This window comes from Melioribacter sulfuriphilus (assembly GCF_052656625.1).
This window is the reverse complement of record NZ_JBQXXK010000013.1, coordinates 33,373-58,086: the sequence shown is the minus strand read 5'-3', so window position 1 is coordinate 58,086 and position 24,714 is coordinate 33,373. Positions and strand designations below refer to the sequence as shown.

General features: G+C 37.5%; 24 protein-coding genes. 22 read left to right on the top strand and 2 right to left on the bottom strand.

Going from position 1 to position 24,714, the window contains the following annotated elements:
* The first annotated feature begins 71 nt into the window (after window positions 1–71).
* The 5 genes from ACUN8G_RS14015 to ACUN8G_RS13995 all read left to right on the top strand — a co-directional run bounded on the left by ACUN8G_RS14015 (window position 72) and on the right by ACUN8G_RS13995 (window position 6,020).
* Complete coding sequence (locus tag ACUN8G_RS14015) at window positions 72–2,978, top strand: glycosyl hydrolase family 28-related protein (protein ID WP_437347768.1); 2,907 nt, start codon at window positions 72–74, stop codon at window positions 2,976–2,978.
* 19 nt (window positions 2,979–2,997) lie between these two features.
* Window positions 2,998–3,219, top strand: a complete 222-nt coding sequence (locus ACUN8G_RS14010) for a hypothetical protein (RefSeq protein ID WP_437347769.1) — start codon at window positions 2,998–3,000, stop codon at window positions 3,217–3,219.
* Window positions 3,220–3,510: 291 nt separating this feature from the next.
* Window positions 3,511–4,434: a DUF5107 domain-containing protein gene (locus tag ACUN8G_RS14005; RefSeq protein ID WP_445480955.1), complete on the top strand. Its 924-nt coding sequence runs from the start codon at window positions 3,511–3,513 to the stop codon at window positions 4,432–4,434.
* The gene (locus ACUN8G_RS14000; RefSeq protein ID WP_445480958.1) at window positions 4,431–4,646 is read left to right on the top strand and encodes a T9SS type A sorting domain-containing protein; all 216 of its coding nucleotides are present in this window, start codon (window positions 4,431–4,433) and stop codon (window positions 4,644–4,646) included. The genes ACUN8G_RS14005 and ACUN8G_RS14000 overlap by 4 nt, the downstream gene beginning before the upstream one ends.
* 288 nt (window positions 4,647–4,934) lie before the next feature.
* On the top strand, window positions 4,935–6,020 hold the full coding sequence (locus tag ACUN8G_RS13995) for a metallophosphoesterase family protein (RefSeq protein WP_437347771.1): 1,086 nt from the start codon (window positions 4,935–4,937) through the stop codon (window positions 6,018–6,020).
* 227 nt (window positions 6,021–6,247) lie between these two features.
* On the opposite strand, the gene ACUN8G_RS13990 is transcribed toward ACUN8G_RS13995, so the two are convergent.
* Together ACUN8G_RS13990 and ACUN8G_RS13985 are read right to left on the bottom strand one after the other, a co-directional pair.
* Window positions 6,248–8,098, bottom strand: a complete 1,851-nt coding sequence (locus ACUN8G_RS13990; RefSeq protein ID WP_437347772.1) for a right-handed parallel beta-helix repeat-containing protein — start codon at window positions 8,096–8,098, stop codon at window positions 6,248–6,250.
* A gap of 100 nt (window positions 8,099–8,198) precedes the next feature.
* Window positions 8,199–9,101, bottom strand: a complete 903-nt coding sequence (locus ACUN8G_RS13985) for a patatin-like phospholipase family protein (protein ID WP_437347773.1) — start codon at window positions 9,099–9,101, stop codon at window positions 8,199–8,201.
* Window positions 9,102–9,343: 242 nt separating this feature from the next.
* Here ACUN8G_RS13985 and ACUN8G_RS13980 point away from each other — a divergent pair, with 242 nt between their 5' ends.
* The 17 genes from ACUN8G_RS13980 to ACUN8G_RS13900 all read left to right on the top strand — a co-directional run bounded on the left by ACUN8G_RS13980 (window position 9,344) and on the right by ACUN8G_RS13900 (window position 24,677).
* Window positions 9,344–10,054, top strand: coding sequence for a PduL/EutD family phosphate acyltransferase (locus ACUN8G_RS13980; protein WP_437347774.1), 711 nt, complete (start codon window positions 9,344–9,346; stop codon window positions 10,052–10,054).
* Window positions 10,055–10,056: 2 nt separating this feature from the next.
* Window positions 10,057–10,353, top strand: coding sequence for a EutN/CcmL family microcompartment protein (locus ACUN8G_RS13975; RefSeq protein WP_437347775.1), 297 nt, complete (start codon window positions 10,057–10,059; stop codon window positions 10,351–10,353).
* A gap of 2 nt (window positions 10,354–10,355) precedes the next feature.
* Complete coding sequence (locus ACUN8G_RS13970) at window positions 10,356–10,649, top strand: HAD family hydrolase (RefSeq protein WP_437347776.1); 294 nt, start codon at window positions 10,356–10,358, stop codon at window positions 10,647–10,649.
* Window positions 10,650–10,657: 8 nt separating this feature from the next.
* Window positions 10,658–10,939 carry a BMC domain-containing protein gene (locus ACUN8G_RS13965; RefSeq protein ID WP_437347777.1) on the top strand — a complete coding sequence of 94 codons (282 nt, stop codon included), beginning with the start codon at window positions 10,658–10,660 and terminating at the stop codon, window positions 10,937–10,939.
* Window positions 10,940–10,948: 9 nt separating this feature from the next.
* Entirely contained in the window at window positions 10,949–11,239 is a 291-nt protein-coding gene (locus ACUN8G_RS13960; RefSeq protein ID WP_437347778.1) for a BMC domain-containing protein, read from the top strand.
* Between the two features lie 22 nt (window positions 11,240–11,261).
* The gene (locus tag ACUN8G_RS13955) at window positions 11,262–12,686 is read left to right on the top strand and encodes an aldehyde dehydrogenase family protein (RefSeq protein WP_437347779.1); all 1,425 of its coding nucleotides are present in this window, start codon (window positions 11,262–11,264) and stop codon (window positions 12,684–12,686) included.
* Window positions 12,687–12,710: 24 nt separating this feature from the next.
* On the top strand, window positions 12,711–12,995 hold the full coding sequence (locus ACUN8G_RS13950) for a BMC domain-containing protein (RefSeq protein WP_437347780.1): 285 nt from the start codon (window positions 12,711–12,713) through the stop codon (window positions 12,993–12,995).
* Window positions 12,995–13,276: a EutN/CcmL family microcompartment protein gene (locus tag ACUN8G_RS13945; protein WP_437347781.1), complete on the top strand. Its 282-nt coding sequence runs from the start codon at window positions 12,995–12,997 to the stop codon at window positions 13,274–13,276. The genes ACUN8G_RS13950 and ACUN8G_RS13945 overlap by 1 nt, the downstream gene beginning before the upstream one ends.
* A gap of 2 nt (window positions 13,277–13,278) precedes the next feature.
* Window positions 13,279–13,542 carry a EutN/CcmL family microcompartment protein gene (locus ACUN8G_RS13940; protein WP_437347782.1) on the top strand — a complete coding sequence of 88 codons (264 nt, stop codon included), beginning with the start codon at window positions 13,279–13,281 and terminating at the stop codon, window positions 13,540–13,542.
* A complete protein-coding gene (locus ACUN8G_RS13935) occupies window positions 13,542–13,823 on the top strand; it encodes a EutN/CcmL family microcompartment protein (RefSeq protein ID WP_437347783.1) in 282 nt (93 codons plus the stop codon). The genes ACUN8G_RS13940 and ACUN8G_RS13935 overlap by 1 nt, the downstream gene beginning before the upstream one ends.
* Before the next feature lie 102 nt (window positions 13,824–13,925).
* Window positions 13,926–14,714 (top strand): class II aldolase/adducin family protein, encoded by a 789-nt coding sequence (locus ACUN8G_RS13930; protein ID WP_437347784.1) that lies wholly within the window; start codon window positions 13,926–13,928, stop codon window positions 14,712–14,714.
* A gap of 6 nt (window positions 14,715–14,720) precedes the next feature.
* Window positions 14,721–15,896, top strand: coding sequence for an acetate/propionate family kinase (locus ACUN8G_RS13925; protein ID WP_437347785.1), 1,176 nt, complete (start codon window positions 14,721–14,723; stop codon window positions 15,894–15,896).
* Entirely contained in the window at window positions 15,896–16,432 is a 537-nt protein-coding gene (locus tag ACUN8G_RS13920) for an LUD domain-containing protein (RefSeq protein WP_437347786.1), read from the top strand. Before ACUN8G_RS13925 ends, ACUN8G_RS13920 begins: the two co-directional genes overlap by 1 nt.
* Complete coding sequence (locus tag ACUN8G_RS13915) at window positions 16,432–18,657, top strand: LUD domain-containing protein (RefSeq protein ID WP_437347787.1); 2,226 nt, start codon at window positions 16,432–16,434, stop codon at window positions 18,655–18,657. The genes ACUN8G_RS13920 and ACUN8G_RS13915 overlap by 1 nt, the downstream gene beginning before the upstream one ends.
* Before the next feature lie 307 nt (window positions 18,658–18,964).
* Window positions 18,965–19,975, top strand: coding sequence for a LacI family DNA-binding transcriptional regulator (locus tag ACUN8G_RS13910; protein WP_437347788.1), 1,011 nt, complete (start codon window positions 18,965–18,967; stop codon window positions 19,973–19,975).
* A gap of 209 nt (window positions 19,976–20,184) precedes the next feature.
* A complete protein-coding gene (locus ACUN8G_RS13905) occupies window positions 20,185–21,666 on the top strand; it encodes a rhamnulokinase (RefSeq protein ID WP_437347789.1) in 1,482 nt (493 codons plus the stop codon).
* A gap of 50 nt (window positions 21,667–21,716) precedes the next feature.
* On the top strand, window positions 21,717–24,677 hold the full coding sequence (locus ACUN8G_RS13900; RefSeq protein WP_437347790.1) for a TonB-dependent receptor: 2,961 nt from the start codon (window positions 21,717–21,719) through the stop codon (window positions 24,675–24,677).
* Window positions 24,678–24,714: the final 37 nt, after the last annotated feature.

The following is a 24,714-nucleotide window of genomic DNA, read 5'->3' as shown; positions in this document are numbered from 1 at the left end:
CATTTCGGGGCGCTCAATTTATTGGGCGCCCTGAATTTTTCTATCTTCTTTTTTTAATAACGGGAGAGGCAATGAGCGGCAAAAGAATTATACTCACCATTCTTTCATTTTTTTTTGTTACACTTCAACTTCATCCACAAAAAATGTCAGAATCATTTTATCCACCGTATCTATTCGATTCACTTGCAGTCTATTTAACGCCGGATAAATTTGATGTGACTCCAGATGCAGAAGGGGATGATACAAAAGCACTGCAGGAGGCAATCGACGAGGTCGAAAGAAAATCTAAATATGGTATCGTTTTTATTCCCGAAGGTGAGTATGAAATTTCGAGTACCGTCTATATCTGGAAAGGAATAAGAGTAATTGGTATTGGCAAAAGAAAACCTATTTTTGTTCTTAAGGAAAATACGCCTGGTTTTAGCAACCTTAAGCATAAATATCTGTTTCATTTTGCTAGCAATAAACCCTTAGAGGGAGAACAAATAATTGATGCCAATCCTGGGACGTTTTACAGTGCACTGAGTAATGTTGCAATTGTAATAAAAGATGGCAATTCTTCAGCAGTTGCTGTTCGATCGCATTTTGCACAGCATTCTTTTATTTCACATGTCGACTTTTATGTTGGTAATGCTCTGGCAGGCATTGAAGAGATTGGTAATGAAATTGAAGATTGTAGCTTCGTGGATGGGAAATATGGCATTATTGCAACTAAAACCTCACCAAGCTGGCCATTTCTTATCATAGATTGTACTTTCGAAAATCAGAAAAATGCCGCAATTAAAACTGAAGAAGCCGGTCTTACTATTGTTAATTCTGTTTTCAAAAATTTATATAACGCAATTACTGTTAATCCAGATAGATCAGAAAAACTTTTCATCACCCATTCTTATTTTGAAAACATCCGCGCCACACTCCTTACACTTAGCGAAGAATATAATTCGACTGCGCAATATAATTTGAAAGATGTATTGTGTATAAATGTTGATACTATTGCATTTTTTAGAAAAAGTGGGAAGACAATAAAAGTGCCCGATAAAAAATTTCGGATAATTAATTTTATACATGGACTTCAAATCGATAGTCTATCTGCCAGATCTGAAATCAAGACACTCTTTGAATATGACAATGAAAATGAGCCCTTAATAAACTATACTAAAGAAATTCCTCCACTTCCTAAAGAAAAAGACTGGGTAAATATCAAAAGACTCGGAGCGAAGGGGAATGGAATTGATGACGACACAGAAATTATCAAAGAAGCAATTTCAAAATATGATGTTATTTATTTCCCTTCGGGTAGATATAAAGTTAAAGAAACTATCCAGCTAAAGAATAATACTGTTTTAATCGGCTTGAATCCTATTACTACACAAATAGTTTTAGAAGAAAAATCACCTGAATTCAATCGTGAAGGCAGTCCAATTGCTTTAGTGGAAACTTCAAAAGGTGGGAATAACATAGTGACTGGTTTAGGTATCGATCCAGGTCTATATAACAACAGAGCAGTTGCAGTAAAGTGGATGGCAGGGAGTAAATCATTAATGAATGACGTACGGCTTCTTGGTGGACACGGTACTTATACTGTTTCAGGTAAGTACGTCCCAATTTATAATGAATACAGAACAGGAGATCCTTTGAAGGATTGGGACTGGGATAAACAATACTGGAGTTTGTGGATTACCAATGGAGGTGGAGGAATATTTAAAGATATCTGGACACCGAATACGTACGCAACAGCAGGTGTCTACATTTCCGAGACTTCTACACCGGGTAAAATTTATGCTATGTCTGTGGAGCATCACGTACGCAATGAAGTTATTTTTAAGAACGTCTCTAATTGGGAAATTTATGCTTTACAGATGGAAGAAGAGAGTGCCGAAAGCCCCGAAGCGCTCCCATTGAAAATTGAAAACTCATCAAATTTATTATTTGCGAATCTCTATCTCTATAGGGTAATTAGAATTAAAACTCCATATCCGTACGGCATCCTTGTAAATAAAAGCAAAAATATTGACTTCCGCGGCATACACGTTTACAGCCCTACAGTATTTTCATACGACAATACATTGTATGATGTAAATAAAAAAATTTACGTTCGTGAAAGAGAAATTGCACGACTCTTAATTAAAGGCACTGAATCGCCAGATAAAAAATGCAACTTAGTAAAGTTGACAGGCGGTTTTGAATTTATTGCTGGTGCTACTCTCGATGAAAAAGGCAACCTCTATTTTACTGATTCACGTTTTAAGAGGATATATAAATGGTCGGCAAATGACAGCACACTTTCTACCGTTAAGGATTTAACATTTGAGCCATTGGCTCTTGCTTTTGATAAAAGTGGCAATTTAATAATTACTTCAACTTCAGGAGGAGTTTATAGTACAAACTTAGACAGAACTGATGAAAACCTTTTACCCTTGAAAACAATTAAACCTGGAATTATACAGCCTCAATATGCTGCGCACCCATCTCATCTATGGCGGGACGAACACGATTTCCTGACGATTACAACAGATTCCATTGCTTGCAACCCATATAGCCATTCTTCATATACTATCTATTTCCGAAATAATAACAATCCATTCGAAGAATATTTTATTTCGATAGACAGTACGTTGATTATTCCAAAGTACAATGACCTTAACAGAGCAGTCGCGCTCAGACTCGCATTTCCCGGTAAAGAATTTTATATGGCAGATGAATTCGGTCAAAAAACCTGGAAATTCAAAGTCAGGAATAACGGTATGCTTACCGATCCTGAATTATTTGCAGAACAGGGAGAACTCGACGTAGCAGTCGATTCGCAAGGAAATGTCTACATTCCTGCAGGCGATGTTTACGTCTACGATAAAACTGGTAAATTGCTGAAAAGAATTAAAGTACCAGAAAGACCAACTAATGTGGTGGTCGACAATAAAAAGAATCAGCTTTATATCGTTGCAAGAAGTTCAATTTATAGTTATAAAATCAGCGAATAATCGGCATATAAGTGGCGCAATGAAATTTTTTACCACGATTTTTTTTCTATTAACAATTTTTACTATCGAGGCACAAGTTATACTGAAAGATACAGTTATAACATGGTATACATTCAAGTACAACCTTAATGACGATTATACGATTGCATACTATTCACAAGAGCCATTCGATACAGTATCAATTAAATTAAATGCTTTTATCCTCGAAAACGATTATTTAAAAATTTTATTGGTACCTTAATTTGTAGTAAGAAAACTTTCCATGATATATAAACCAACAGGACACGAACAGCTATACAGAAATCCCGTTGGTGTACCGTATGGAGTTGGTCAGGATTGGTTCTATTAGAAATGGTTGATGGTTTATGGTGGCATATTCCCTACATTAACTGAGCCAGAGCATGGTAAAACCTGATTCTTACCCTGGGATTTTGATACTCTTCATCAATCTGTGGACAGCATAAGTTGCGTTATTAGGTGGTGGGATACAATTCAATTTAAAGATGCAGATCCGTATAAGTGGAAATACGGTATGACCGATATCCTATGCGATTATATCATTACACTCGTTAAAGGAATGCCAGTTCTTAATACAGAAGTAGTACTTAAGAATAATAAAGGTGAAGACATTGAGTATGAATACTGGACATGTATGAGACTAGCGCCAGGCTCAACGCCAGATAATACATTTTGTACGGGCGGTCTTGAAATAATTGTCCCTGCCGAAAAAATTAAAATACCTTCCTGGTATCCTGACATTGCTCGACAAGAAAAACAAGTGATTGGTCAAAGAGGCATCTATTACTTCGAGGAATTACGTTTTTGGAAAAATTGGACAAACGACGGCATCGCTTATATCTGGGATGACGAAAATCGTAATTACTGGGGAGCAATAAATCGCAACAACGAAGAGGGATTGATAAGGATTGCTGATAATAACATTACTCCTGGTACAAAAATCTGGGCATGGAAATACGACGATTATGAAAGTATCAATCCACTTGTTAATCCGCAAAATATGAGAAGACCTTATGTGGAATTATGGGCTGGCAATTCACATGAATTTTTTGAACCAGCAGTTCTACCAGCTGGTTCTACGCTTAAGTGGCAGGAAAAATTTTTTCCTACTATAAATATCAATAAAATAACACGGGCAAATTATAACTTTATCCTCTCCTTAGATACCACAGATTTTTATAACAACAGAGAAATTCAAATTAAATTTGCCACAGATAGCCCCGCCGTTGACCATATCGTTTATGTGAAAGCAGAAGGCGATACAAATTTTATCGTAGTATTTAAACGGAATATAAAACCAGATCCCTACTCAGGAAACGAGATCTTATTCGAAATACCCGACGAAGTTTATGCTTCCAGTATCGATTCGTTACGAATAATGGTAACAAATCCGAACAACAATAAAAACATAGACGTTACCATACCACTGAAAAAATAACCTCTGTAAGTGAAAAAGGATTAAAAAGAATCGACAAGTTTTATCTTAAACAGAACTATCCGAATCCGTTCAATGCTGTTACGAATATCGACTATTATATCCCTGAAGCTGGCGAAGTAAAAATTATTGTTATTGATGCTTTAGGCAGAGTACTACTTTATAGTGGAAATAAGCACGAGGGCAAACAGAGCATCGAATGGTATGCGAGTTAATTTGCTTTGAGAATATACTACTACGGTATTTTTTATAATGGCAAATCGGAAATAAGAAAAATGATTCTGTTGATATGAAATTTTAACAACTCTACTTAATAAAATTCATCTATGTTGATTCCATAGTGTCCTGTTTGATTTTTTCTGAGTTGAGCGAATAAGTATAATTAACTATCAGTATCGATTACAATAATTAAACTCCACTATTTCTCTTTCTATTTCGAGCGTTTATCGAAATATTTTTTTATACTTGCCGTCGTTAATATTCAATCAAAGAAGAGCAACGATATGAGAGCTACAAAAGTTTTTATATTAACCATAATATTATTTTCGTTTGTAAACTCTACAGGCGCAGAGAGTAATGAAAACATTAATGATTGTGATACTCTGAAGTTTGTCAGTTTCCCGGACTTTTTCAATTTCGATATACCGGAGCCCTGGCCAGATTATGATACTGCGGTTGACTATTTTCTGACTCAGGTTAAAAACGAAAATCCCGATTTTGTATTGATTGCTGGTGATCTTGTCAATGGCCACTGGTGGGACAGTCCTCAATGCGTTGAACATATGGGCACTGTTTACTATTCTGGATGGGTACGACGACTCAACCGATACGGCTTAAAATACTTTACAGCTGTGGGCGATCATGAATTGGGCGACGATCCCTGGCCGCCCGAAAAAATTAAATTGATCCCCTATTTTGAAGAGATTTACCGGAAAATTCTTGACATGCCTCAAAATGGTCCCGAAGGGAAAAAAGGATTGGCATATTATTACAGGGAAAATGATTTGTTATTGATAACTGTAGAAACATTTGAAGTCGTATCAGACACTATGAATCTTGGAGTTATAGGAGAACAGCTCGACTGGTTAAAAAAGGTATTGAGCGAAAATCAAGATGCAAAATTCAAAATTGTACAGGGGCATGTTCCGATATGGGGGAATATTAATGCACGTTCCTCCAGTAAATTGATGCTCAATGGAGGAAAAGAGAGTGAATTCTATAAAACTTTGAGAGATTATAATGTCGACTTATATCTTGCTGGTGAATTTCACGACGTTACAATTCTTCAGTCAGAAGGTATATGGCAGATTGTTCACGGTTCGTCGTGGGGAAGAGAAATAGTAAACACACTCGATTATCTCGTTGGCGAGTTGTGTGGTAATCAGCTGAAACTGACGATGAAAAGAATTTATATTGACGCTCAGGGTGAATATATGTGGAATCTCAACAAGGATAGAGGACCACGAGAAAAAGTACGAATTAATGATAAAACACTTTTAAACGGACCTGAAATAACGGGAACTCTAACGATTATTAAAGACAAAAACGAAAAGATATTTACAGAAAGAACAGGTTATTTTAATGAGTAATTATGATCAATAAAGTTCAATATCTAATTGCAGCAGGAATTGTAATCTCTTTCTTACATTACTTATTATTATAGCTAAAGCACAGGCTCCTGAGAGGATAGCTCTTTTTGCAGTATATTTAATTAATATTGAAAAGTAATGTTCATTTAATCAGTTACTGAGTTAATTAAGTGAGAAATAATAAACAGGCTGAATTGGTATTGAGCCACTTTCAGCCTGCTTTTTTATTATTTTGCAATATAAGCTCCAACGGCTTTGTATCTTTTCCCGATTAACTTTTCAATATAAGTCGGCAATTCCGTACCGGCCTTTGCAGCAGGAAATTCTTTTAAGAGTTCAAGGTTATGTAGTTCTATATTTTTGAACAACGGACCATTATAGTTTTTGTAATATTTACTATGCTCTGTGTATTGTGGAAATGCAACTGCAAATTCATCGTATGAATCAAATAGATATTGGCAGCGTTCGTTATTAGCAGGACTCCAGATAAAAGCCGGTTTGTGTGGGTCGACTGACTTATGAATATAAACATTATAATCCAATTTTAATACCTGAGGATCATTAATGGAATCACAAATAGTTGCAGGCTGCCATATATAAAGCAAAGGTCTGTTGTAACTTTCGTCGGCATATAATAGATTGTTAACGAATTCGTGTCCCACTCTTTCGTCTACATCAGGGCCTGTGCTTGGATGCCATCCGAAATGGTCGCCCTGAGCGCTTCGTGCATTGCGGGAAATACATGCCATACTATTTATAAATGTATTATTATAAAACTTCACATTTGAGCTGTTGAGCGCCCAGACGCCGTGGTCGCAATTAACGAAAACATTACCTGCACAAATGGCTCCCTTCGAAATTTCGAAGAAAAAACCGTTGTTACTCGGCCACGGTTGTTCGATTGAATAAGGCGATTTGAAGTTCCCGATATTTTCAATCCAGTTATTTATGAAAACGCCGTCTACATTACCTACGTCGTACCATATTCCGTTCGAGTATGGATGGTCAATTACAAGATTATCATTACATGTTACCCGATAACATTGATTAAATATTTTTACTGCTGCCGGATAGTAGCCGGTGATTTGTTCAATATTGTTTCGTTTAATAATATTCTTTTCTAATAACACGTCAGAAGAACTGAGGATGTAGATTCCCTCCGTGCTTGTGTCGCTGATTAAGCAGTTGCGAATTACGAGACTATCGCCTCGGAAATATCCAGCTACGCGCGAACAGTAAGTAATTGTACAATTTTCTATAACTGTACCGACGACGTCTTTTCCATGATCTTTTTCATTAGACAAACCTTCAGGGTCTTTGCCTTCGATTTCGATGGCGCGGTATGCATATTGCGTCAATGTAATGCCTCTGAGTTTAAAACCTTTTTTATCTGGAGTCTTTCCATTGATTTCTTTGGTTGTTCTAATAAACGCCGCATCGAAAGCTGTAATTTCGATTAAATGATTTTCGGGATTAATGCCAATATAAACCAGTCCTCTTTCGTAATCGATGTAATAACTGTTTTCGTCCACTTCGCCTTCCCATCCAGCAGATTGGAGGAATCTCCCGTCGACAAAAACCATATCATTGTTGAATTTATGCAATGGCGTATTTTTGCCTTCACGATCCCTGCGCCACCAGCTTTGTGGTTTGGAAGGGAATAGACGTTCCCATTTTGTAATCCAGAGACCATTACCCAGGTTCTCCCATTTATCGGCGACGTACGTACCTTTAAGAATTGGCTGTTCGTCCTTATAAGGTTGAATTGTTATCCCTTGATTGAATATCAGGTTGCCAGTTCGATACACACCACCGCGCATAACAATGGCATCGCCGGTTTTTGCTCTTTTAATAGCTTCCTCGATTGTTGTAGGGTTATCGAGACTTGTTCCTTCAGCTCCGATATTACCATTTGGAGAAACATAATAAATCGTACCGCTTACTTTGGGCAAATCGTATTTCAAAGTCATCGGTCCATAAGGACCTCCGGAAGGTTGTGCTAAAAGAGGAGTACTAAACATTATAAATAAGAGTAATTTTTTTACAGATGATTTTAGTAAACTTAAAAGAATTTTCATATTTCCCCCGTCTTTAATTAAGCAATTGAAAATTAATAACGATTGTAAGTTAATAAAATTAGTGTATTAAATACATAAATAAGGAATGACTTGTGTGCTATTAATTTTTAATCTGTTTCAGCTTACTTTTTGCAGTTCTGTAACCGATTTCAATTAATTCTTCTGCTTTATTGAATTCGAGGAGTTTGTATTTGCAGGTATCCGGCTCGATCAAAATATCGGGTCTGGCAATTCGTAGTGTAAGCTCGCTGATTTGAACTTGGACTATAATGAACATCTGATACAAAATTTCCCAAAACTTTGGGTCGGGTGTTTCATTCCGGCTATTGATGTAATGAAGAGGATTTTTTATAAAGTACTGAATCTTTTCGTTTAGTGATAACTTTTTGAGTTCGTTGTCGGACATCTTTTTGTTTTCCGTTTCGTGAATTTGATTTATTCCATAGGTTTCGAATCTTCGTAAGTTGACGGCAATAACGGTATCGATATTTTGTTTCCTTACAATATCCACAGGAGTCGGATTAACCAATCCTCCGTCAAGAAGTTTATATTTACCGTAAGTAACCGGAGAAAAAATAATCGGCAGAGAGATACTGGCACGTATAGCAGTTGTCAAATCTCCCTTGTCAAGAACCACCATTTTACCGGTTAAAATATCGGTGGCAATTGCAGAGAATGGAATCTTTAGGTCATTAAAATTTTTGCCGCCGAAAATAGTACTCAAAAATTCATCCAGATAATCTGAATTAACAAGGGATGATAAAGATAAAGTAGGGGTAAAAATTTTAGCCATCAATTTCCAGTTGGTCTTAAGGGCAATTTCTTCAATTTCTTTTGCGCTCATTCCCATTGCATAAGCGCCACCTATCAATGCACCAATACTACTGCCCGATATGTAATCAATTTGAATTCCGTATTCTTCAATGGCTTTAAGCACTCCAATATGAGTAAGTCCTCTTGCGGCGCCTGTACCAAGCGCAAGACCCGTCTTCTTATTTTTCATGTCCATCATTTTCAGTAAAAAATAAAATGGAACACAATTTAAGAATAAATGATGGATTAAAGTTATTTGAGTCGTTAAAAAAATTGACAGGCGGTAAATTTTAATAAAAAATTGAGCAATCTACTTGACAAAAGAATGAGGAAGTGTTAGATTCGCTTAAAGGTTTTCGAAAACCTTTTCGTTATTGAATTTAGACTCTGTTTCTTGTCCTCTTTATAAAATTAAATAAGAGGAGGGTTGTTTTGCCCGGCTTCGACATAAATAATGATGCGGCTAAAAATTACGACTCGGAAGAGAAAAAGTTTATTACAGCTATAGTTGATGAAATTTCCCGCTCGATTGAAAGAAAGTATAGCACTTTCTTTAGAAGTACCTTCCCTCCAATCCCCGTAGGTGTGTCAAACAGGCACGTTCATCTTACCGAAAAGACATTTAAAAAACTCTTCGGTTTAGATGCTAACCTCGAAGTTATGCGCCCTTTATATCAACCGGGAGAATTTGCCTCGAAACAGACACTCACAATCGTCGGACCAAAAATGAGATGTATCGAGAATGTAAGAATACTTGGGCCTTTGAGAAAGTATGATCAGGTAGAAGTTTCACTTACTGATTCGATCTATCTCGGGCTGGAACCGCCGGTTACAAACTCGGGCTCACTCGATTCAGCGGCCCCTATTACCCTCGTTGGTCCTAATAGCTCGGTTTTCCTAGAAAAAGGCGCAATAATTGCAAATAGACATATTCACATGAATTCTCAAGACGCTCTCGCTCTTGGAGTCAAGAACGGCGACAATTGTAAGGTTAGAATAGCAGGAATCAAAAGCACTATATTCGAAAATGTTTTGATTAGAATTAATGACAATTGGCGGCTTCAGATGCACCTTGATACAGACGACGCAAATGCAGCATTCATAAAAGGCGAAGTGTATGCCGAATTTTTGGGGAAAATGTAAATATGAAATTTGGTCTAGTCATAGGAAACGTAGTCTCAACCAGAAAAGCAGGTAGAATGAAAGGCTTGAAAATTCTTGTGGTTAATTATCTTAATGAAAATTTAGAACAGACTGCTCACACTGCCGCGTGTATCGATACAGTTAATGCCGGTCAAGGGGATATTGTTTTGCTTTGCTCGTCATCATCGGCAAGATTAACAGCACAAACTAAAGAGGTAGCAACCGACAATACGATCATCGGAATTGTCGACTCGGTTTCACACGGGAATAAAATTATTTACAAAAAACAAAAAAGTTAGTCTTGGACAAAATTAATATCAAAACACTAATCGAAGTAATTATTAAAGAAGTTATAAAAGAATTAGAAAAGAGAGGTTACGAATTTACCTATGAAGAAATCGAGAAAAGTAAAAACGACTCATTCGAGATTGATATGAGTAATTTCAAAACACCTGTGCTTACAGAAAACATGCTAATGCAGATTGAAAAAAACTTTTCTGAGATTATAATTCCCACAGGCACAGTTATTACACCTGGCGCAAAAGAGTTTTTGAATCAAAGAAGAATAAAAATAAATTATAAACAAATCGGATAGGAGAAAAAATGACAAAAGGAGTTGCTCTTGGTTTTATCGAAACAAGAGGTAATACAGGAGCAGTTAATGCAATCGACGCCATGCTTAAAACGGCAAATGTAGAATTTGTGAAGCGCGTTGAAATAGGCGGAGGATATGTAACTGCTCTGGTAAGAGGTGAAGTGGGTGCTGTCCGTTCTTCTGTCGAAGCAGGTGCAGAAGCGGCTGCACGAGTGGGAGAATTGGTCTGTACCAATATTATACCGTCGGCACACGAGGAAGTCTTCGAACTATTAATGTTAAAAAAATAGGAGCATGATATGCTGGAAGCATTGGGAATAATTGAAACCCTGGGTTTTACGGCTGCAATTCAAGCTGCTGATGCAGCAGTTAAGTCCGCCAATATCAGATTAGCACAATGGATTAAAGTAGGAGGCGGCAGAGTGAGCATTGTTATAAGAGGCGACGTAGCTGCCGTTAAAGCTGCTGTAGAAGCCGGCACACAGGCAGCTTCGAATATTGGAAATGTATTATCCCAAATTATTATCCCTCGTCCTTCAGAAAAATTGTCGGGTAAATTTCCTATTGAACCTCTAAATTTGAAGAAGTAATAAAAGCTAAACGAGGATTGCAGTGAATCTGAACGAAAATGAAATTAGAAAAATTGTCGAACAGGTAGTCGAAAAAGTAGTGTCGCAAACAATGACCCGTTCAGCTGAAGTAAGCTCGGACAAGGGTGATTGGGGAGTATATACTGATATGAACGAAGCAGTCGAAGCCGCTCACGAAGCTTTCCAGAAGTATAAAGAAAGAAGCCTTCAGTGCCGTAAAAATTTTATCGATGCAGTACGAAAAATGGCTCTCGAAAATAAAGAAGAATTAGCTGAAATGACTGTTGAAGAAACAGGGATGGGGCGTGTCGACCATAAAATAGCAAAATTTGTGAATGCCGCTAATCATAGTCCCGGGGTAGAATATTTATATCCAAAAGCATGGTCGGGCAAAAACGGTCTGGCAATTGACGAATATGCGCCGTTTGGTGTTATTGGTAATATTTCACCAAGTACACACCCTGGTCCCACTATAATTAACAATATCATAATTCAATTGGCAGGCGGAAATACGATTGTTTTTAATCCACATCCGTCGGCTAAAAAGGTGAGTGCAAAAGTAATTCAACTTGCAAATAAATATATGGTCGCCGCAGGTGCTCCGAAAAATCTGGTAACCTGCGTTGCCGAGCCCACGCTTGAAACGGCAAAAATTTTGTTTGGACATGAAAAAGTTGAACTTTTGTCGGTCACCGGGGGACCTCAGGTGGTTAAAATGGCTCTGCAGTATCTCAAAAAAGTTATTGCGGCTGGTCCAGGAAATCCTCCTGTATTAGTTGACGAAACCGCCGACCTCGAACTCGCAGCAAAAGAGATTACTATGAGTGCAAGTTTCGACAACAATATTCTTTGCATCGCTGAAAAAGAAATTTTTGTTGTCGATACTGTCTTTGAACAATTTATGGATGAAATGAAAAAAGCAGGGAATTATCGCCTTTCAAACGAAGAGATGAATCGACTGGCTGAAAAAGCTCTTGAATTATCGGGCAAACACTGGTTGATAAAAAGAGAATTCGCTGGGAAAAGTGCCGCCTTTTTAGGAAGTGCAATAGGTCTCAAATTGCAGCAGGATGTACCTTTACTGTTCGGTGAAGTTGAAAAGAATCATCCCTGGGTGGTTGCTGAACAGATGACTTGCTGCATACCAGTTGTGAGAGTAAGAGATTTCGAAGAAGGGCTTCAGGCTGCATTAAAAGCAGAGCACGGTTTTAAACACACTGCCAGTATTTTTTCAAAGGATATAGAGCGGGTCACACGATTTACTCGCATTTTGGACTGTGACGTTCATGTAATTAACGGCGGAACTTTGAGAGGAAATGGCGGCGACCTCGGTGAAGGTTATTTTTCTCACACAATTGCAACGCCAACCGGTGAAGGCATTTGTACTCCAATTCACTTTGTTAGAAAACGCCGTATAATGACGCATAAATCTTTCAGATTTGTATAAAAATATTAATGGAAGGAGCATACAATGGCAATTAAAAATGCAATCGGTATTCTGGAAACAAAAGGCTTTGCGCCTTTAATATTAGGTGTCGATACAGCGGTAAAAGCCGCTAATGTCGATATTGTGGAATGGCGGCAGGTGGGAAGCGGATACGTTTCGTTTGTAATTGAAGGCGATGTGGCTGCAGTACGCGCGGCAATCGACGCTGCCAACGAAGCAGCCTCCAGAGTCGGAGAGGTTATTTCTCAACTGGTAATTCCACGACCGGTAGATGAATTGGAAGAATCATTTAATCGTGATATTAAATAATGATATTTGCAAAAGTAATAGGAACTGTAGTTTCAACTCATAAAGATCCTAAATTAATAGGGAAAAAAATGCTACTATGTAAAGAAGTCAATCACGAGGGGAAACCGATCGGCTCGTACCATGTGGCAATCGATGCCGTTCAAGCAGGCGATGGCGATTTTGTACTTTTGACTTATGGTTCGTCTGCCCGTATGACGGAAATTACAAAAGATTCTCCAATCGATGCAGTTATTGTAGCTATTATTGATGACGTCCAGATTACTAAAAAGATTACAGCTTAGTCATGAAATTGGGAATAGTTATTGGAAAAACCTGGGCATCTAAAAAAGTTAAAGAACTGGAAGGATGTCATTTGTATATCGTTCAACCTGTTTCGTCGGAAATACAACCGATCGGCAATCCAATTGTAGTAGCCGATCCAAAAAATATTGCTGCCGAAGGCGACCTGGTGGTCTACGTTACAAGCACCGACGCGACGCAAGCGTTCGATTCAGGATTTGCGCCCGTTAATGCAAGCATAGTTGAATTAGTTGAAAGTGTGGTTTAATGTATCTTGCAAAAGTTACAAAAAAAATAGTTTCCGTCGTTAAGCACGAAGCTTATAACGGTAAAAAAGTTTATGTCGTTAGACCTGTGCTTCCAGACGGTACGATATTAGAAGATGAACATGTGGCTCTCGATTATATTGGAGCTGGTGTGGGCGACATTGTTGTTTGTGGTGGCGCCCCAGGTGTGGCTCAATCTATTTTCGGTCTCAACCTGGCCCCCATCAGGACGCTTATTATTGCCATCGTAGACAAAATTGATTATAACAAAACTGAATTATAAAATATCAGCTGGCATTTATAAAGATTATATTGCATGTTCAGAAAAATATTGGATATTTTATTTAGATGTTTACAAAAGAAAATAATAATAAAGGAATAAACCATGCAAAACGAATGGGAACTACGTAAACATATTGTGGAGGTCGGTAAAAGGATCTGGACGCGGGGATATGTAGCTGCAAACGACGGCAACATAACAGTTTTATTAAACGACAATGAGGTTTTAACTACTCCAACTGGAGTCAGTAAAGGTTTCATGACAACCGACATGATAATTAAATGTGATAGAAAAGGGAACGTAATTACAAAAAATTCGAAATATCGTCCTTCGAGCGAATTAAAAATGCATCTCGAAGTCTACAAAGAACGACCCGATATCAAATCTGTGGTACATGCGCATCCGCCATTTGCAACAAGTTTCGCGGTTGCCGGCATCCCTCTGGACAAATGCGTATTGCCAGAAGCAATTATTGTAATAGGTGCTGTGCCTATAGCCCCTTACGGTTTACCATCCACCTCTGAAATACCAGATAAAATTCGACCTTACATTAAAAACTCGGATGCAATCTTGCTCGAAAACCACGGGGCTCTCACTCTTGGCAGTGACTTGTTCAATGCTTATTATAAAATGGAAACTCTTGAACACACTGCCAGCATTGTCTGGAAAGCCATTCAATTGGGCAATTTAAATATTCTTTCGCCTGAAGAACGCGATCGGTTGCTTGGTTTGAGAGAGAAATTCAATCTACCAGGAAGAGTTACAGTCTGCAGTACGGATCCTCTGCCAATAACTCAAACTAAAAACACTCAGCCACAGAAATTAAATGAAAGTATGATTCAGGATATTGTGGAACAGGTGATGGCAAACTTAAAGAATAAATTAACAAAATAGATCGCCATGAAAATATTAATTGCTAACCCGGGTAGCACATCGTACAAGTGCAAGTTTTATGATGCCGAAAATATGGATATAGTGTTTCAGGCAGTAGTTGAAAAGATAGGTCAAAAGGATGCAATATTCAGATATGCTTTCAAAGGAGAGAAAGAAATTATAAATTATCTTGAGATTAAAGATTATTATTCAGCAGTTGATATGACTTTAACTGCACTTAAAGAAAAATATTCGACAGACGAGATTTCAGCGGTTGGTTTCAAAACTGTTCATGCAAAAGGAATATCGGGATGCGTTGAATTAAGTGAAGAAGTTTTAGAAGCAATGAAAGAATATCGTCCTCTGGCTCCGGTACACACAGACGTTTATTTAACTGCCATATCGATTTTCAAAGATCTGTTGCACTCCGTTCCTTTAGTTGGTTTGTTCGAAACACATTTTCATACAAATATTCCTCCCGAAGCTTATATGTACGGGATCCCTTATGAATATTACGAAAAACATGGAATTAGAAAGTATGGCTTTCACGGTGCATCGCATCGTTATATTGCAATGCGCGCAAAAGAATTGTTCGATGCAAACAAAGTAATTTCGTGTCATCTTGGCGGCAGTTCTTCGGTCTGTGCCATTAAAAATGGAGTATCGATTGATACTTCGATGGGAATGAGTCCTCAATGTGGTTTGATAAATGCCAAACGTGTTGGCGACCTCGATTCGTATGCACTTCTTTACTTAATGCAAAAAGAAAATCTATCAATCGAAGATACAGTCGAAATATTAATGACAAAAGGTGGACTCTATGGTATCTCCGGCATTAGATCGGGCGATTTAAGAGATATTGAATTAGAAATGGGGAAAGGCAATTACCGCGCAAAACTCGCTTTCGATACTTTTGTCTATAACGTGAAAAGGTATATTGGAGAGTATCTTGCAATACTTAATGGTGCTGATTGTATAGTATTTACTGCTGGTGGAGGACAAAATAGCATTTTATTGAGAAAAAGGATTACGGAAAACATGGAAAATCTCGGTGTCATCCTCGATGACCAAAAGAACGAAATGAATCCTAAAGAAGGGTTGATATCAAGCGAAAATTCACGTGTTAAAATTGCAATTATACCTACTAACGAAGAGTTCATTGTTGCCTCTGAGGTAAAAAAATTTCTGGATAAAAAAAATTAATGAAAACAAAAGAAGAATTGTTGAAAGAGTTTATAATCAATGCAGAGGCTGCCTGTGCAAATGTAGTTACGGTAAGAGGGGACATTTCCTCAATTAAATCAACTTTACAAAAAATTACTGAAGGCGAAAATGAAATACTCGTATCGAATCCAGGCATTATAGAACACAGTTTTTTCGAGAGGCTATTCGATGAAAAAAAATATTTAAAAAGTTTCGACAAAGAGAAATTAAAAAATACCCGCACGGGAATTACACCAGCAATATGCGGCATCGCTTCTTCGGGCTCGGTTGTAGTTCCAATTCTCGACGACTATACAAGTTATATTTCCATGTTAGTACGAAATCATATAGTAATACTCGACGTTAAAAATATTGTAAGCAGACCGCGCGAACTTTTTGACGAAGAAAAAGGAAATATATTTTTGAATGGGAGTTACTCAATCATAACAGGGCCGAGCGCTACAGCCGACATGGGACCTCTGGTGCGGGGTGTACACGGACCAGGTAAATTGCATATAATTGTAATGGAAGAGTAATGAACGATAAATCAATTCATCCGAAAGATTTTGCAAGCAAAGCTATTAAAGATAATTTATTTAAAGCAATCGATTATTCTCTGGCATTTGAAACCGATTCAATTCGACATAACACACAAACTTTTAATAATGGACGTTACAGGGCAATAAGTCAAATTGAGGATTATGAAAGACTAAAGGTGAGGGCACGTGAAATCAAAGAGAACTCGATCAGGAATCTCCCCTTCTTGATCGAAAAACTTACTGAAACAATCGAAGCGCGAGGGGGAACAGTATTTTATGCAAAAGATAAAAAGGAAGCTGTAAATTTCATAAAAGAAATCTGCCTGGCAAATTCGGTTAAATTAGCCGTAAAATCCAAATCGATTACTTCAGAAGAAATTAAATTGAACGAAACACTTAAAAAAGAAAATATCGAAGTGGTCGAAACCGACCTGGCAGAATTTATTTTGCAGTTATCCAATGAACAGCCTTCGCATATTGTAGCCCCTGCAATTCACCGCAGCCGGGAAAGCATTTCAAAGCTCTTCAAAGAAAATATTAAAACTACTGACCCTCTTGAAACAGGAGAAGAATTGACTGCATTTGCCAGCAAAACGTTACGCGAAAAATTTCTCAAAGCAGATGTTGGAATTACAGGTGCAAACTTAATCTCTGCAGAAGAAGGGACAATCCTTCTGGTTGAGAGCGAAGGGAATATAAGATTGACGACGCATCTGCCAGCAATTCACATCGCAATTGCTGGCATTGAAAAAATTATTCCCACCAGAAAAGATTTTGGAATTTTTATCGAATTACTCGCTGCCAGTGCTACCGGGCAGGTGTTGACGTCCTACACTAATATACTTGAACCTCCTTTGAAAGCGCCAGTACTCAATCTTAACAAAAGATCCGATAAAGAGAGAAAATTCTATCTGGTTTTAATCGACGACGGTCGAATGAATATGAGAGATGATCCCGATTTAAAAGAAGCACTCTACTGTATTAGATGTAGTGCTTGTATGAATGTATGCGCAAATTTTCAGACTGTAGGAGGACACGCATTCGGAGGCGAATGTTATACCGGTGGTATCGGCGCAAGCTGGGCTGTCGGAACTACCGGTAAACTGGAAGAAGGACGTTTCGCAGAACTGTGTACTGGCTGTTCACGTTGCATTCCAAATTGTCCGGTTAAAATTGATATACCGGCTTTGAATACAGTTATCAAGAATAGATTATTAAAACTCGAGGCTCCTTCTTTTCAAAAGATATTCTTTGCTTACTTCAGCTCTTTGGCGAAGATTGCTGCTAAATTTCCTTCGATCGTAAATAATTTTATGAAGTTGAGTCCAGTTAAACTATTGATGGATAATTTCTTAGGAGTCGAAAAAGAAATAAAAATTCCTGAATTCCCCAAACATACGTTTATTGAATTGTATAAAAAAAGAGAATCAATAAGTACCGATAAGAGAAAACAAAAAATTATTGTCTTTGCGGATGTCTTTACAAATTACAATAATCCCAATGTAGGCCTGAGTGCAATTGAATTATTAGATAAACTTGGAATTCATGCGGAAATTAGCAAGGTATTTGATGACGGGCGAGCAGCGTTGTCGCAGGGCATGATTCAATACGCAGAAAAAAAAGCAGCACAAACAGCATCTTATCTAAAAAACTTAATAGACGAGGGCTACGATATCATCGTACTCGAACCGAGTGTATTGGCTATGATACGCTCTGATTACAAAAAGTTATTACATGACGATAAATTGTTTAACGGAATAAAAGGAAGATGTTTTGATATGTTCGAGTATTTGAATCGAAAGATTGCTGATGGAATAATCGATATAAATTTTCTAAGAAAAATTATTAAACCAGTCAGCGAGAAAATATTTTATCATGGACATTGTCAATTGAAGTCGATTGGTCTGGGAAATGAAGTTTCTGAGTTTTTTAAAAAGCTCGATTTCAACGTAGAAGTATCGACTCAAGAATGTTGCGGGATGGCCGGCAGTTTTGGATATAAAAAGCATTACTATAAAATCAGTAAGTCATTAGGGATCAGTTTGTGGGAACAAATAAAGAATAAATTTGGAAACAAGGACGAAATAATAATACTGGCAAGTGGAACTTCTTGTAGAGAGCAATTAAAAAATTATTCTGAAACTATAGAAAAAGTTTATCATCCTGCAGAGTATTTAAATAGTTTGATTGACGTGAAAATAGACGTTAAGAATGGCGGATAAAAAAAGTTTTATACTAAAAAAATAACTTGACAGAAGAAAATATTCTTAATATTTTCCTGTCGACATCGAAAACGTTTAAGTAATGGTACGAGGAGCTTAGAAGGCTCTTTTTTAGGGTTAAATTACTTAAAGGTTTTCGAAAACCTTTTCCGACTGTTGTTTATTTCTCCTTTTTCTCTATAAGTCATTCAAAATTTGGGACTTACGTGGCGGAGCTGTACCCAGACCTTCTCCTTAAATACTCTTGAAATTAATTACTTTATATCGTAATATTAGCCATCAATAATACTACTTTTGAGTTTTGACTGTGAGCATTAAAAAGAAAAAAGTTACCCTTAAAGATATAGCTACCGAACTATCTCTTACTCCTGCTACTGTGTCAAAAGCACTGAGAGATTCAACCGATATTTCTTCAGAAACCAAAACTCTTGTTAAAGAAAAGTGTAAAGAGATGGGCTATCGCCCGAATATTTTGGCTCGATCGCTTATTACAAACAGGAGCAAAATCCTGGGCGTCCTCATTCCTGATCTCAGAATTTCGTTTTTCTCAGAAGCTGTTCGAGGTATGTATGAAGAATCGGGCAACGAAGGATACGAATGCATTTTAATGGTTCACGACGAGGATGCTAAAAAAGAAAGGAAAAAAATTGAATTCTTATCGGATATCGGCGTGGACGGTATTTTATTGAATGCTGTTGGCGGTGACGAAAATTTAGAACTCTACAAAAAAATGGACGAAGAAGGAATCAAAATTGTGTGCTGGGATCGTAAAATTCATCAATTGCCATTTACTACCGTTAAAATTAACGACGTCGACGCTGCCTACGAACTTACAACCGACATGATTAAAGAAGGTCGCAGAAACATCCTTTTTCTTGGACCGAATACACTCATACCTGTTTGCGAGGACCGTTTCCAGGGCTATAAAAAAGCACTCGAGGATAATAACATCGATTTTAATCCCGACCTCGTACTTCAAACATTCCGTAGCATTGAAGACAGCTATAATAAAATGACAGGCCTTCTAAATACCGGCATTAAAATCGACGCTGTAATTAGTATCGGTGGCTTGATTACTTATGGCGCAGGCAAAGCTATTCTCGATAAGAATCTTTCTATTCCAGATGATATACTCCTTGGCGAATTTGGCGATAACACGATTGTTTCCCGTCTTGGTGTGCCGTACTATTCCGTCCAGCAAAATCCATATATAATTGGAAAAACTGCTACCGACATCCTTATCGATATGCTCGAAAATAAAAAAAGCTACGACGATTACGAAGACGTAACAGTAGAATACAGCATACTCAAAAGATAGCGTAAAATGTCTGGACATTTTTCCTTGGGGTTTCTTTCTTTTCCATTTCTACTAATTATCTATTCTTTTATCGAAGCAAATTAAATAGGTAATAGATTTATTTGTACAAACGGGTTATTCCCATTTAACTTCATAGAATCATAGGCTCATCTTTTCTCTTAAAAAGAATATCAATCTTTCTTTCGACAAATAATAATCACGGGTAATTTATGGCTGAAAAAAAATTTATTGCATTCGACATCGGCGCCGAAAGCGGCAGATGCATGGTGGGTCTTTTAAATAATAAAATTATATCTCTCCACGAAGTGCATCGTTTCAGAACTCCATCAATTAAATATGATTACGGATTCCACTGGGATATTCTGGCAATTTATGAAGAAATTATCGAAGGACTGAAAAAGGCAAAGAAAGAGTTCGGTAATTATTTCGACGGGATTGGTATCGATACATGGGGAGTGGACTATGTACTGCTCGATTCCGAAAACCGACTTCTTGGATATCCTTACCATTACAGGGACGATCGTACTGATAATATGATGGAAGAAGCTTTCTTACTCTTGCCTAAAGAAAAAATATATAAATCCACCGGCATACAATTCGTTCAGATTAATACCATTTATCAATTATTATCCGAACGAAAAAGAAAAGCAAGTCTTTTGGACGTCGCCGATAAAATTCTTTTTATCCCTGATTTCCTAAATTTTTTGCTTACTGGAGAAAAAGTATCCGAGTATTCGATTGCATCAACTTCAGGACTGGTTAATCCTGTTACCAGAAATTGGAGCTGGGAAGTTATTGAAGCTTTAGGTCTCAGGAAGGGCATTTTCCCAAAACTTATTGAACCAGGTTTAGTACTGGGAAAAATTTCAGCTTCGACGGCAAATTTAACCCAGCTGGATCCAAACATATCTGTTATAGCTACAACGTGTCACGATACTGCTTCGGCTGTAGTCGGTGTTCCGGCCTTAAGTGATAGCTGGGCATATTTAAGCTCGGGCACATGGTCATTAATGGGAGTGGAACTTAATCAACCTGTATTAAGTGATGATGCACTTAATAATAATTTTACAAATGAAGGCGGTTTTAACAATACAATTAGATTCTTAAAAAATATCCTGGGACTTTGGCCTATTCAGGAATGCAAACGTTACTGGGACGAAAAAGAAGAGAAGAAATTTACTTATGCAGAATTAACTGAAATGGCTGATAATTATGGTAGTGCAGGAGCCTGGGTAGACCTTTCTGATTCGAGATTTTTAAAATCAGGCGATATGCCCGAAAAAATAATTGCTTTTCTAAAAGAGACCGCACAAAAGCACGACAATAATTACGGGTTTGTCATCAGGGTTATAATCGAAAGTCTTGCATACAGTTACAGGGATACATTAAAAAAAATCGAATCGGTTACCGCTAAAAAAATAGAACGACTTCATGTAGTTGGTGGTGGTATTCAAAACGAACTACTTACTCAATTAACGGCAGACGCAACAGGATGCGAAGTAATTGCCGGGCCGGTTGAAGGAGCGGTGTTGGGTAATATCGGAGTGCAGGCAATTTCAAAGGGGATTGTTAAGAATATCAATGAGTGGAGAGAAATTGTCGGTAATTCCTCCAAACTGAAGACCTATTTACCCAATAACAAAGACTATTTTGATAAAAACATCGAACGATATAATAAAGTATTGAGATGAAAAAATAATTCTATAATTAATAATTCTCTAATTAAAAAGGGAGTTAAGTTATGAAAGTAAGTAAGACAATACTCAAGTGTTTGATTCTAATCTTGTGTATGGCAGGTATTATTCAGGCTCAGAGCTCGGGCAGAATAAGAGGTAAAGTTCTGGATAAAGAAACAGGCGAAGTTCTCCCGGGTGCAAATGTATTATTGGAAGGTACCAGTATTGGCGCTGCAGCATCATTTGAAGGTGAATATTACATCCGTAGCGTTCCCCCCGGAAATTATACTCTGATTGTAAAATATCTGGGTTACAAAGATGAAAGAATACCTGTTACGGTGGTCGCAGGTAAAACTATTGAACTTGATGTTGAACTTGAATACGTGGCTCTTGAAACAGGCGAGGTTGTAATTACAGCTCAGGCAGAAGGACAGATGGAGGCTATCAACCAGCAACTCTCAGCAAATACTATTAAAAATATCGTATCGTCCGACCGCATTAAAGATATACCGGATGTAAACGCTGCTGAATCGGTAGCTCGCTTACCCGGTATCTCATTAATACGCAGTGGTGGTGAAGGACAAAAAGTTACAATAAGAGGTCTTTCACCTCAATATAATGTTATGATGGTCAATGGTGTACGATTACAATCAACAGATCGTGAAAATCGCAGTGTCGATCTCAATATGATTGCTCCAAATATTCTCTCTGGCATTGAAGTTACTAAAGTTCTTACCGCCGACATGGATGCAGATGCCGTTGGCGGAACTGTTAATCTTAGAATCAGCAAAGCTCGCGAGGGCTTGCATACTAACTTTTCTATGCAAGGTGGATATGCTTCGCTGGCTAACGACAATCCTTATGGTAATTACAGAGCTACTGCGCTTGTAAGCAACCGTGTTTTTAACAATAAACTGGGGATACAAATTTCTGGCTATCTCGACAATTACAATAGGAATTCTGATAGACTAAGTGCCTCCTATACGACCAACGTTGAATCAATAACAAATGAGGGACTAATACCGACACTATTAAATGATGTCAATATTTATGACATAGTTAGAGATAGGAAAAGATTGGGTGGTAGCCTTGTGTTTGATTATCAGTTCACAAACGGCACGTTATTGTTAAATAACTTCATTGGCAGTCTAAAAGAGCATCAAGTCGAGCAGAGAAACTATTTCACAACCTCGTATGATTGGAGAGGGTATGCTTATGACCAGGAATTTACAAATACAGTCATAAGTAACGCTCTGCAAGGTGAATTTGAATTTCTAAATCTAAATCTCGATTTCTCTCTTTCTAATTCAATTACCACGCAACGTCATCCTGGTGATCTGACACTCGACATGAGAACTCGCTCTGGTGGTGTTCAGGGTTGGGTGCCAGATTCTGTTATAGCCGGTAAAGAAAATCAGGTTTCCCCGAGTATGCTTTTAAATCATCTGCAGGTTCTTGAGCAGGATAAAATTATTAATAACGCCAGCACTCTCAAACGTGATGTCGATGAAACTGCTCAATCGGCCATCTTAAATGTTAAAATGCCGTATAATTTTTTAAGTTTTATTAGAGGCGAAGTAAAATTAGGCGGTAAATACGAAAGGAATACTAGAAAAAATGACGAAACTGCGTGGGGTATTGATGTAGATAGAGGAGGTCTTGCCCTGGATTTCAATACTTTGCTAAGAGATGTAATATGGACAGACCTTGGCATTTCTACCCAGGATAACGGTCTCAAGGCTTCTTTATTTGCCGATCCAGAATATGATATCGGCGATTTTCTATCTGGCGAGGAAGGAATTGGCAGCAATGTTTTCTATAATAAAGTCTCGATCTGGAAAATGCATCATTTAGCTGATCTGGCTAAAGAATACGGGTACTATCTTATTTCACCCCTTGAGTCGACTCAGTATGATTATCACTATACAAGAAACTTCTATGCCTTTTATGTAATGACCGAAATGAACATCGGGAAATTTATTACTTTGACTCCAGGTGTAAGATATGAAAAATTTGGTTTCGATTATACTGCAGATTCAACGTATGTATTTGGTCGCTTGACAACACCGGGCGAATATTATTATGACTATAAAGAAGTACACTGGGATTCAACAAAAGGTGAAAATTGGTTCCCTCAAATTTTACTGCGTATTAAACCGACAAATTGGCTTGACATTCGCCTGGCAAGCACAAAAAGTATTATTTATCCCGACTATCGTGCTGTCTCCCCTTATCTCTTTATCGATACTTACGGAGATCCTGTTTTACGCATGGGTAATCCTTATCTAAAATCTGCCATCACACAAAATTATGATGCTTATGTCTCTGTTTATGATAATTACATTGGACTTTTCACAGCAGGATTATTTTATAAAGAAATTGAGAATTTAATTGTACCTATTACTTACTTTACCAAAGATGCTTCCAAAATAAATTATCGCTACCCGCTAACTCCAAATCAAAGAACAACTATTTATACCTGGACAAATCTCGAAGAAAAATCTTATGTACGAGGTTTTGAAGTAGACTGGCAAACTCATTTCTGGTACATGCCATCTTTCCTTAAAGGGCTGGTCCTAAATATCAACTATACACATATAAATTCTCAAACTCGTTATCCATACTTCAAAAGTGTAGCAATAGGCAGCGGCATCTTTAAAAAATATACTTATATTGATACAACTCGCTCGGGCAGATTAGTTAATCAACCCAATGATATTTTGAACTTAACTGTCGGTTATGACATAGGTGATTTCTCCGCAAGGCTATCGTTCCAGTATACTGATAATGTTTTAAGAAGTGCTCATACAGTTTATCAGGAATTAGACTCATATACCTCGCCTTATTCACGATGGGATTTTACTGCATATCAAAAACTTCCGTGGCTAAAAGGTCTTCAAATTTATCTCAACATTAATAATATAACGAATGAACCGGATCGTCAATATGTAAGTGTTCTGGAAAAACTTTCAGGTGTCGAGTATTATGGTACGACAGCTGATCTGGGAATACGATATTCGTTTTAAGCTATCTTTCCTTTTGCAAGGTTATGAAATAAAGGAG

Excerpts from the sequence above, each read along its gene's own strand:
- ACUN8G_RS14005 (WP_445480955.1), top strand. The coding sequence starts at position 3,511 with ATGACCGATATCCTATGCGATTATATCATTACACTCGTTAAAGGAATG.
- ACUN8G_RS14010 (WP_437347769.1), top strand. The coding sequence starts at position 2,998 with ATGAAATTTTTTACCACGATTTTTTTTCTATTAACAATTTTTACTATC.
- ACUN8G_RS14015 (WP_437347768.1), top strand. The coding sequence starts at position 72 with ATGAGCGGCAAAAGAATTATACTCACCATTCTTTCATTTTTTTTTGTT.
- ACUN8G_RS13940 (WP_437347782.1), top strand. The coding sequence starts at position 13,279 with ATGAAATTGGGAATAGTTATTGGAAAAACCTGGGCATCTAAAAAAGTT.
- ACUN8G_RS13920 (WP_437347786.1), top strand. The coding sequence starts at position 15,896 with ATGAAAACAAAAGAAGAATTGTTGAAAGAGTTTATAATCAATGCAGAG.
- ACUN8G_RS13965 (WP_437347777.1), top strand. The coding sequence starts at position 10,658 with ATGACAAAAGGAGTTGCTCTTGGTTTTATCGAAACAAGAGGTAATACA.
- ACUN8G_RS13930 (WP_437347784.1), top strand. The coding sequence starts at position 13,926 with ATGCAAAACGAATGGGAACTACGTAAACATATTGTGGAGGTCGGTAAA.
- ACUN8G_RS13900 (WP_437347790.1), top strand. The coding sequence starts at position 21,717 with ATGAAAGTAAGTAAGACAATACTCAAGTGTTTGATTCTAATCTTGTGT.
- ACUN8G_RS13995 (WP_437347771.1), top strand. The coding sequence starts at position 4,935 with ATGAGAGCTACAAAAGTTTTTATATTAACCATAATATTATTTTCGTTT.
- ACUN8G_RS13925 (WP_437347785.1), top strand. The coding sequence starts at position 14,721 with ATGAAAATATTAATTGCTAACCCGGGTAGCACATCGTACAAGTGCAAG.
- ACUN8G_RS13990 (WP_437347772.1), bottom strand. The coding sequence starts at position 8,098 with ATGAAAATTCTTTTAAGTTTACTAAAATCATCTGTAAAAAAATTACTC.
- ACUN8G_RS13975 (WP_437347775.1), top strand. The coding sequence starts at position 10,057 with ATGAAATTTGGTCTAGTCATAGGAAACGTAGTCTCAACCAGAAAAGCA.
- ACUN8G_RS13915 (WP_437347787.1), top strand. The coding sequence starts at position 16,432 with ATGAACGATAAATCAATTCATCCGAAAGATTTTGCAAGCAAAGCTATT.
- ACUN8G_RS13950 (WP_437347780.1), top strand. The coding sequence starts at position 12,711 with ATGGCAATTAAAAATGCAATCGGTATTCTGGAAACAAAAGGCTTTGCG.
- ACUN8G_RS13945 (WP_437347781.1), top strand. The coding sequence starts at position 12,995 with ATGATATTTGCAAAAGTAATAGGAACTGTAGTTTCAACTCATAAAGAT.
- ACUN8G_RS13985 (WP_437347773.1), bottom strand. The coding sequence starts at position 9,101 with ATGAAAAATAAGAAGACGGGTCTTGCGCTTGGTACAGGCGCCGCAAGA.
- ACUN8G_RS13935 (WP_437347783.1), top strand. The coding sequence starts at position 13,542 with ATGTATCTTGCAAAAGTTACAAAAAAAATAGTTTCCGTCGTTAAGCAC.
- ACUN8G_RS13960 (WP_437347778.1), top strand. The coding sequence starts at position 10,949 with ATGCTGGAAGCATTGGGAATAATTGAAACCCTGGGTTTTACGGCTGCA.
- ACUN8G_RS13905 (WP_437347789.1), top strand. The coding sequence starts at position 20,185 with ATGGCTGAAAAAAAATTTATTGCATTCGACATCGGCGCCGAAAGCGGC.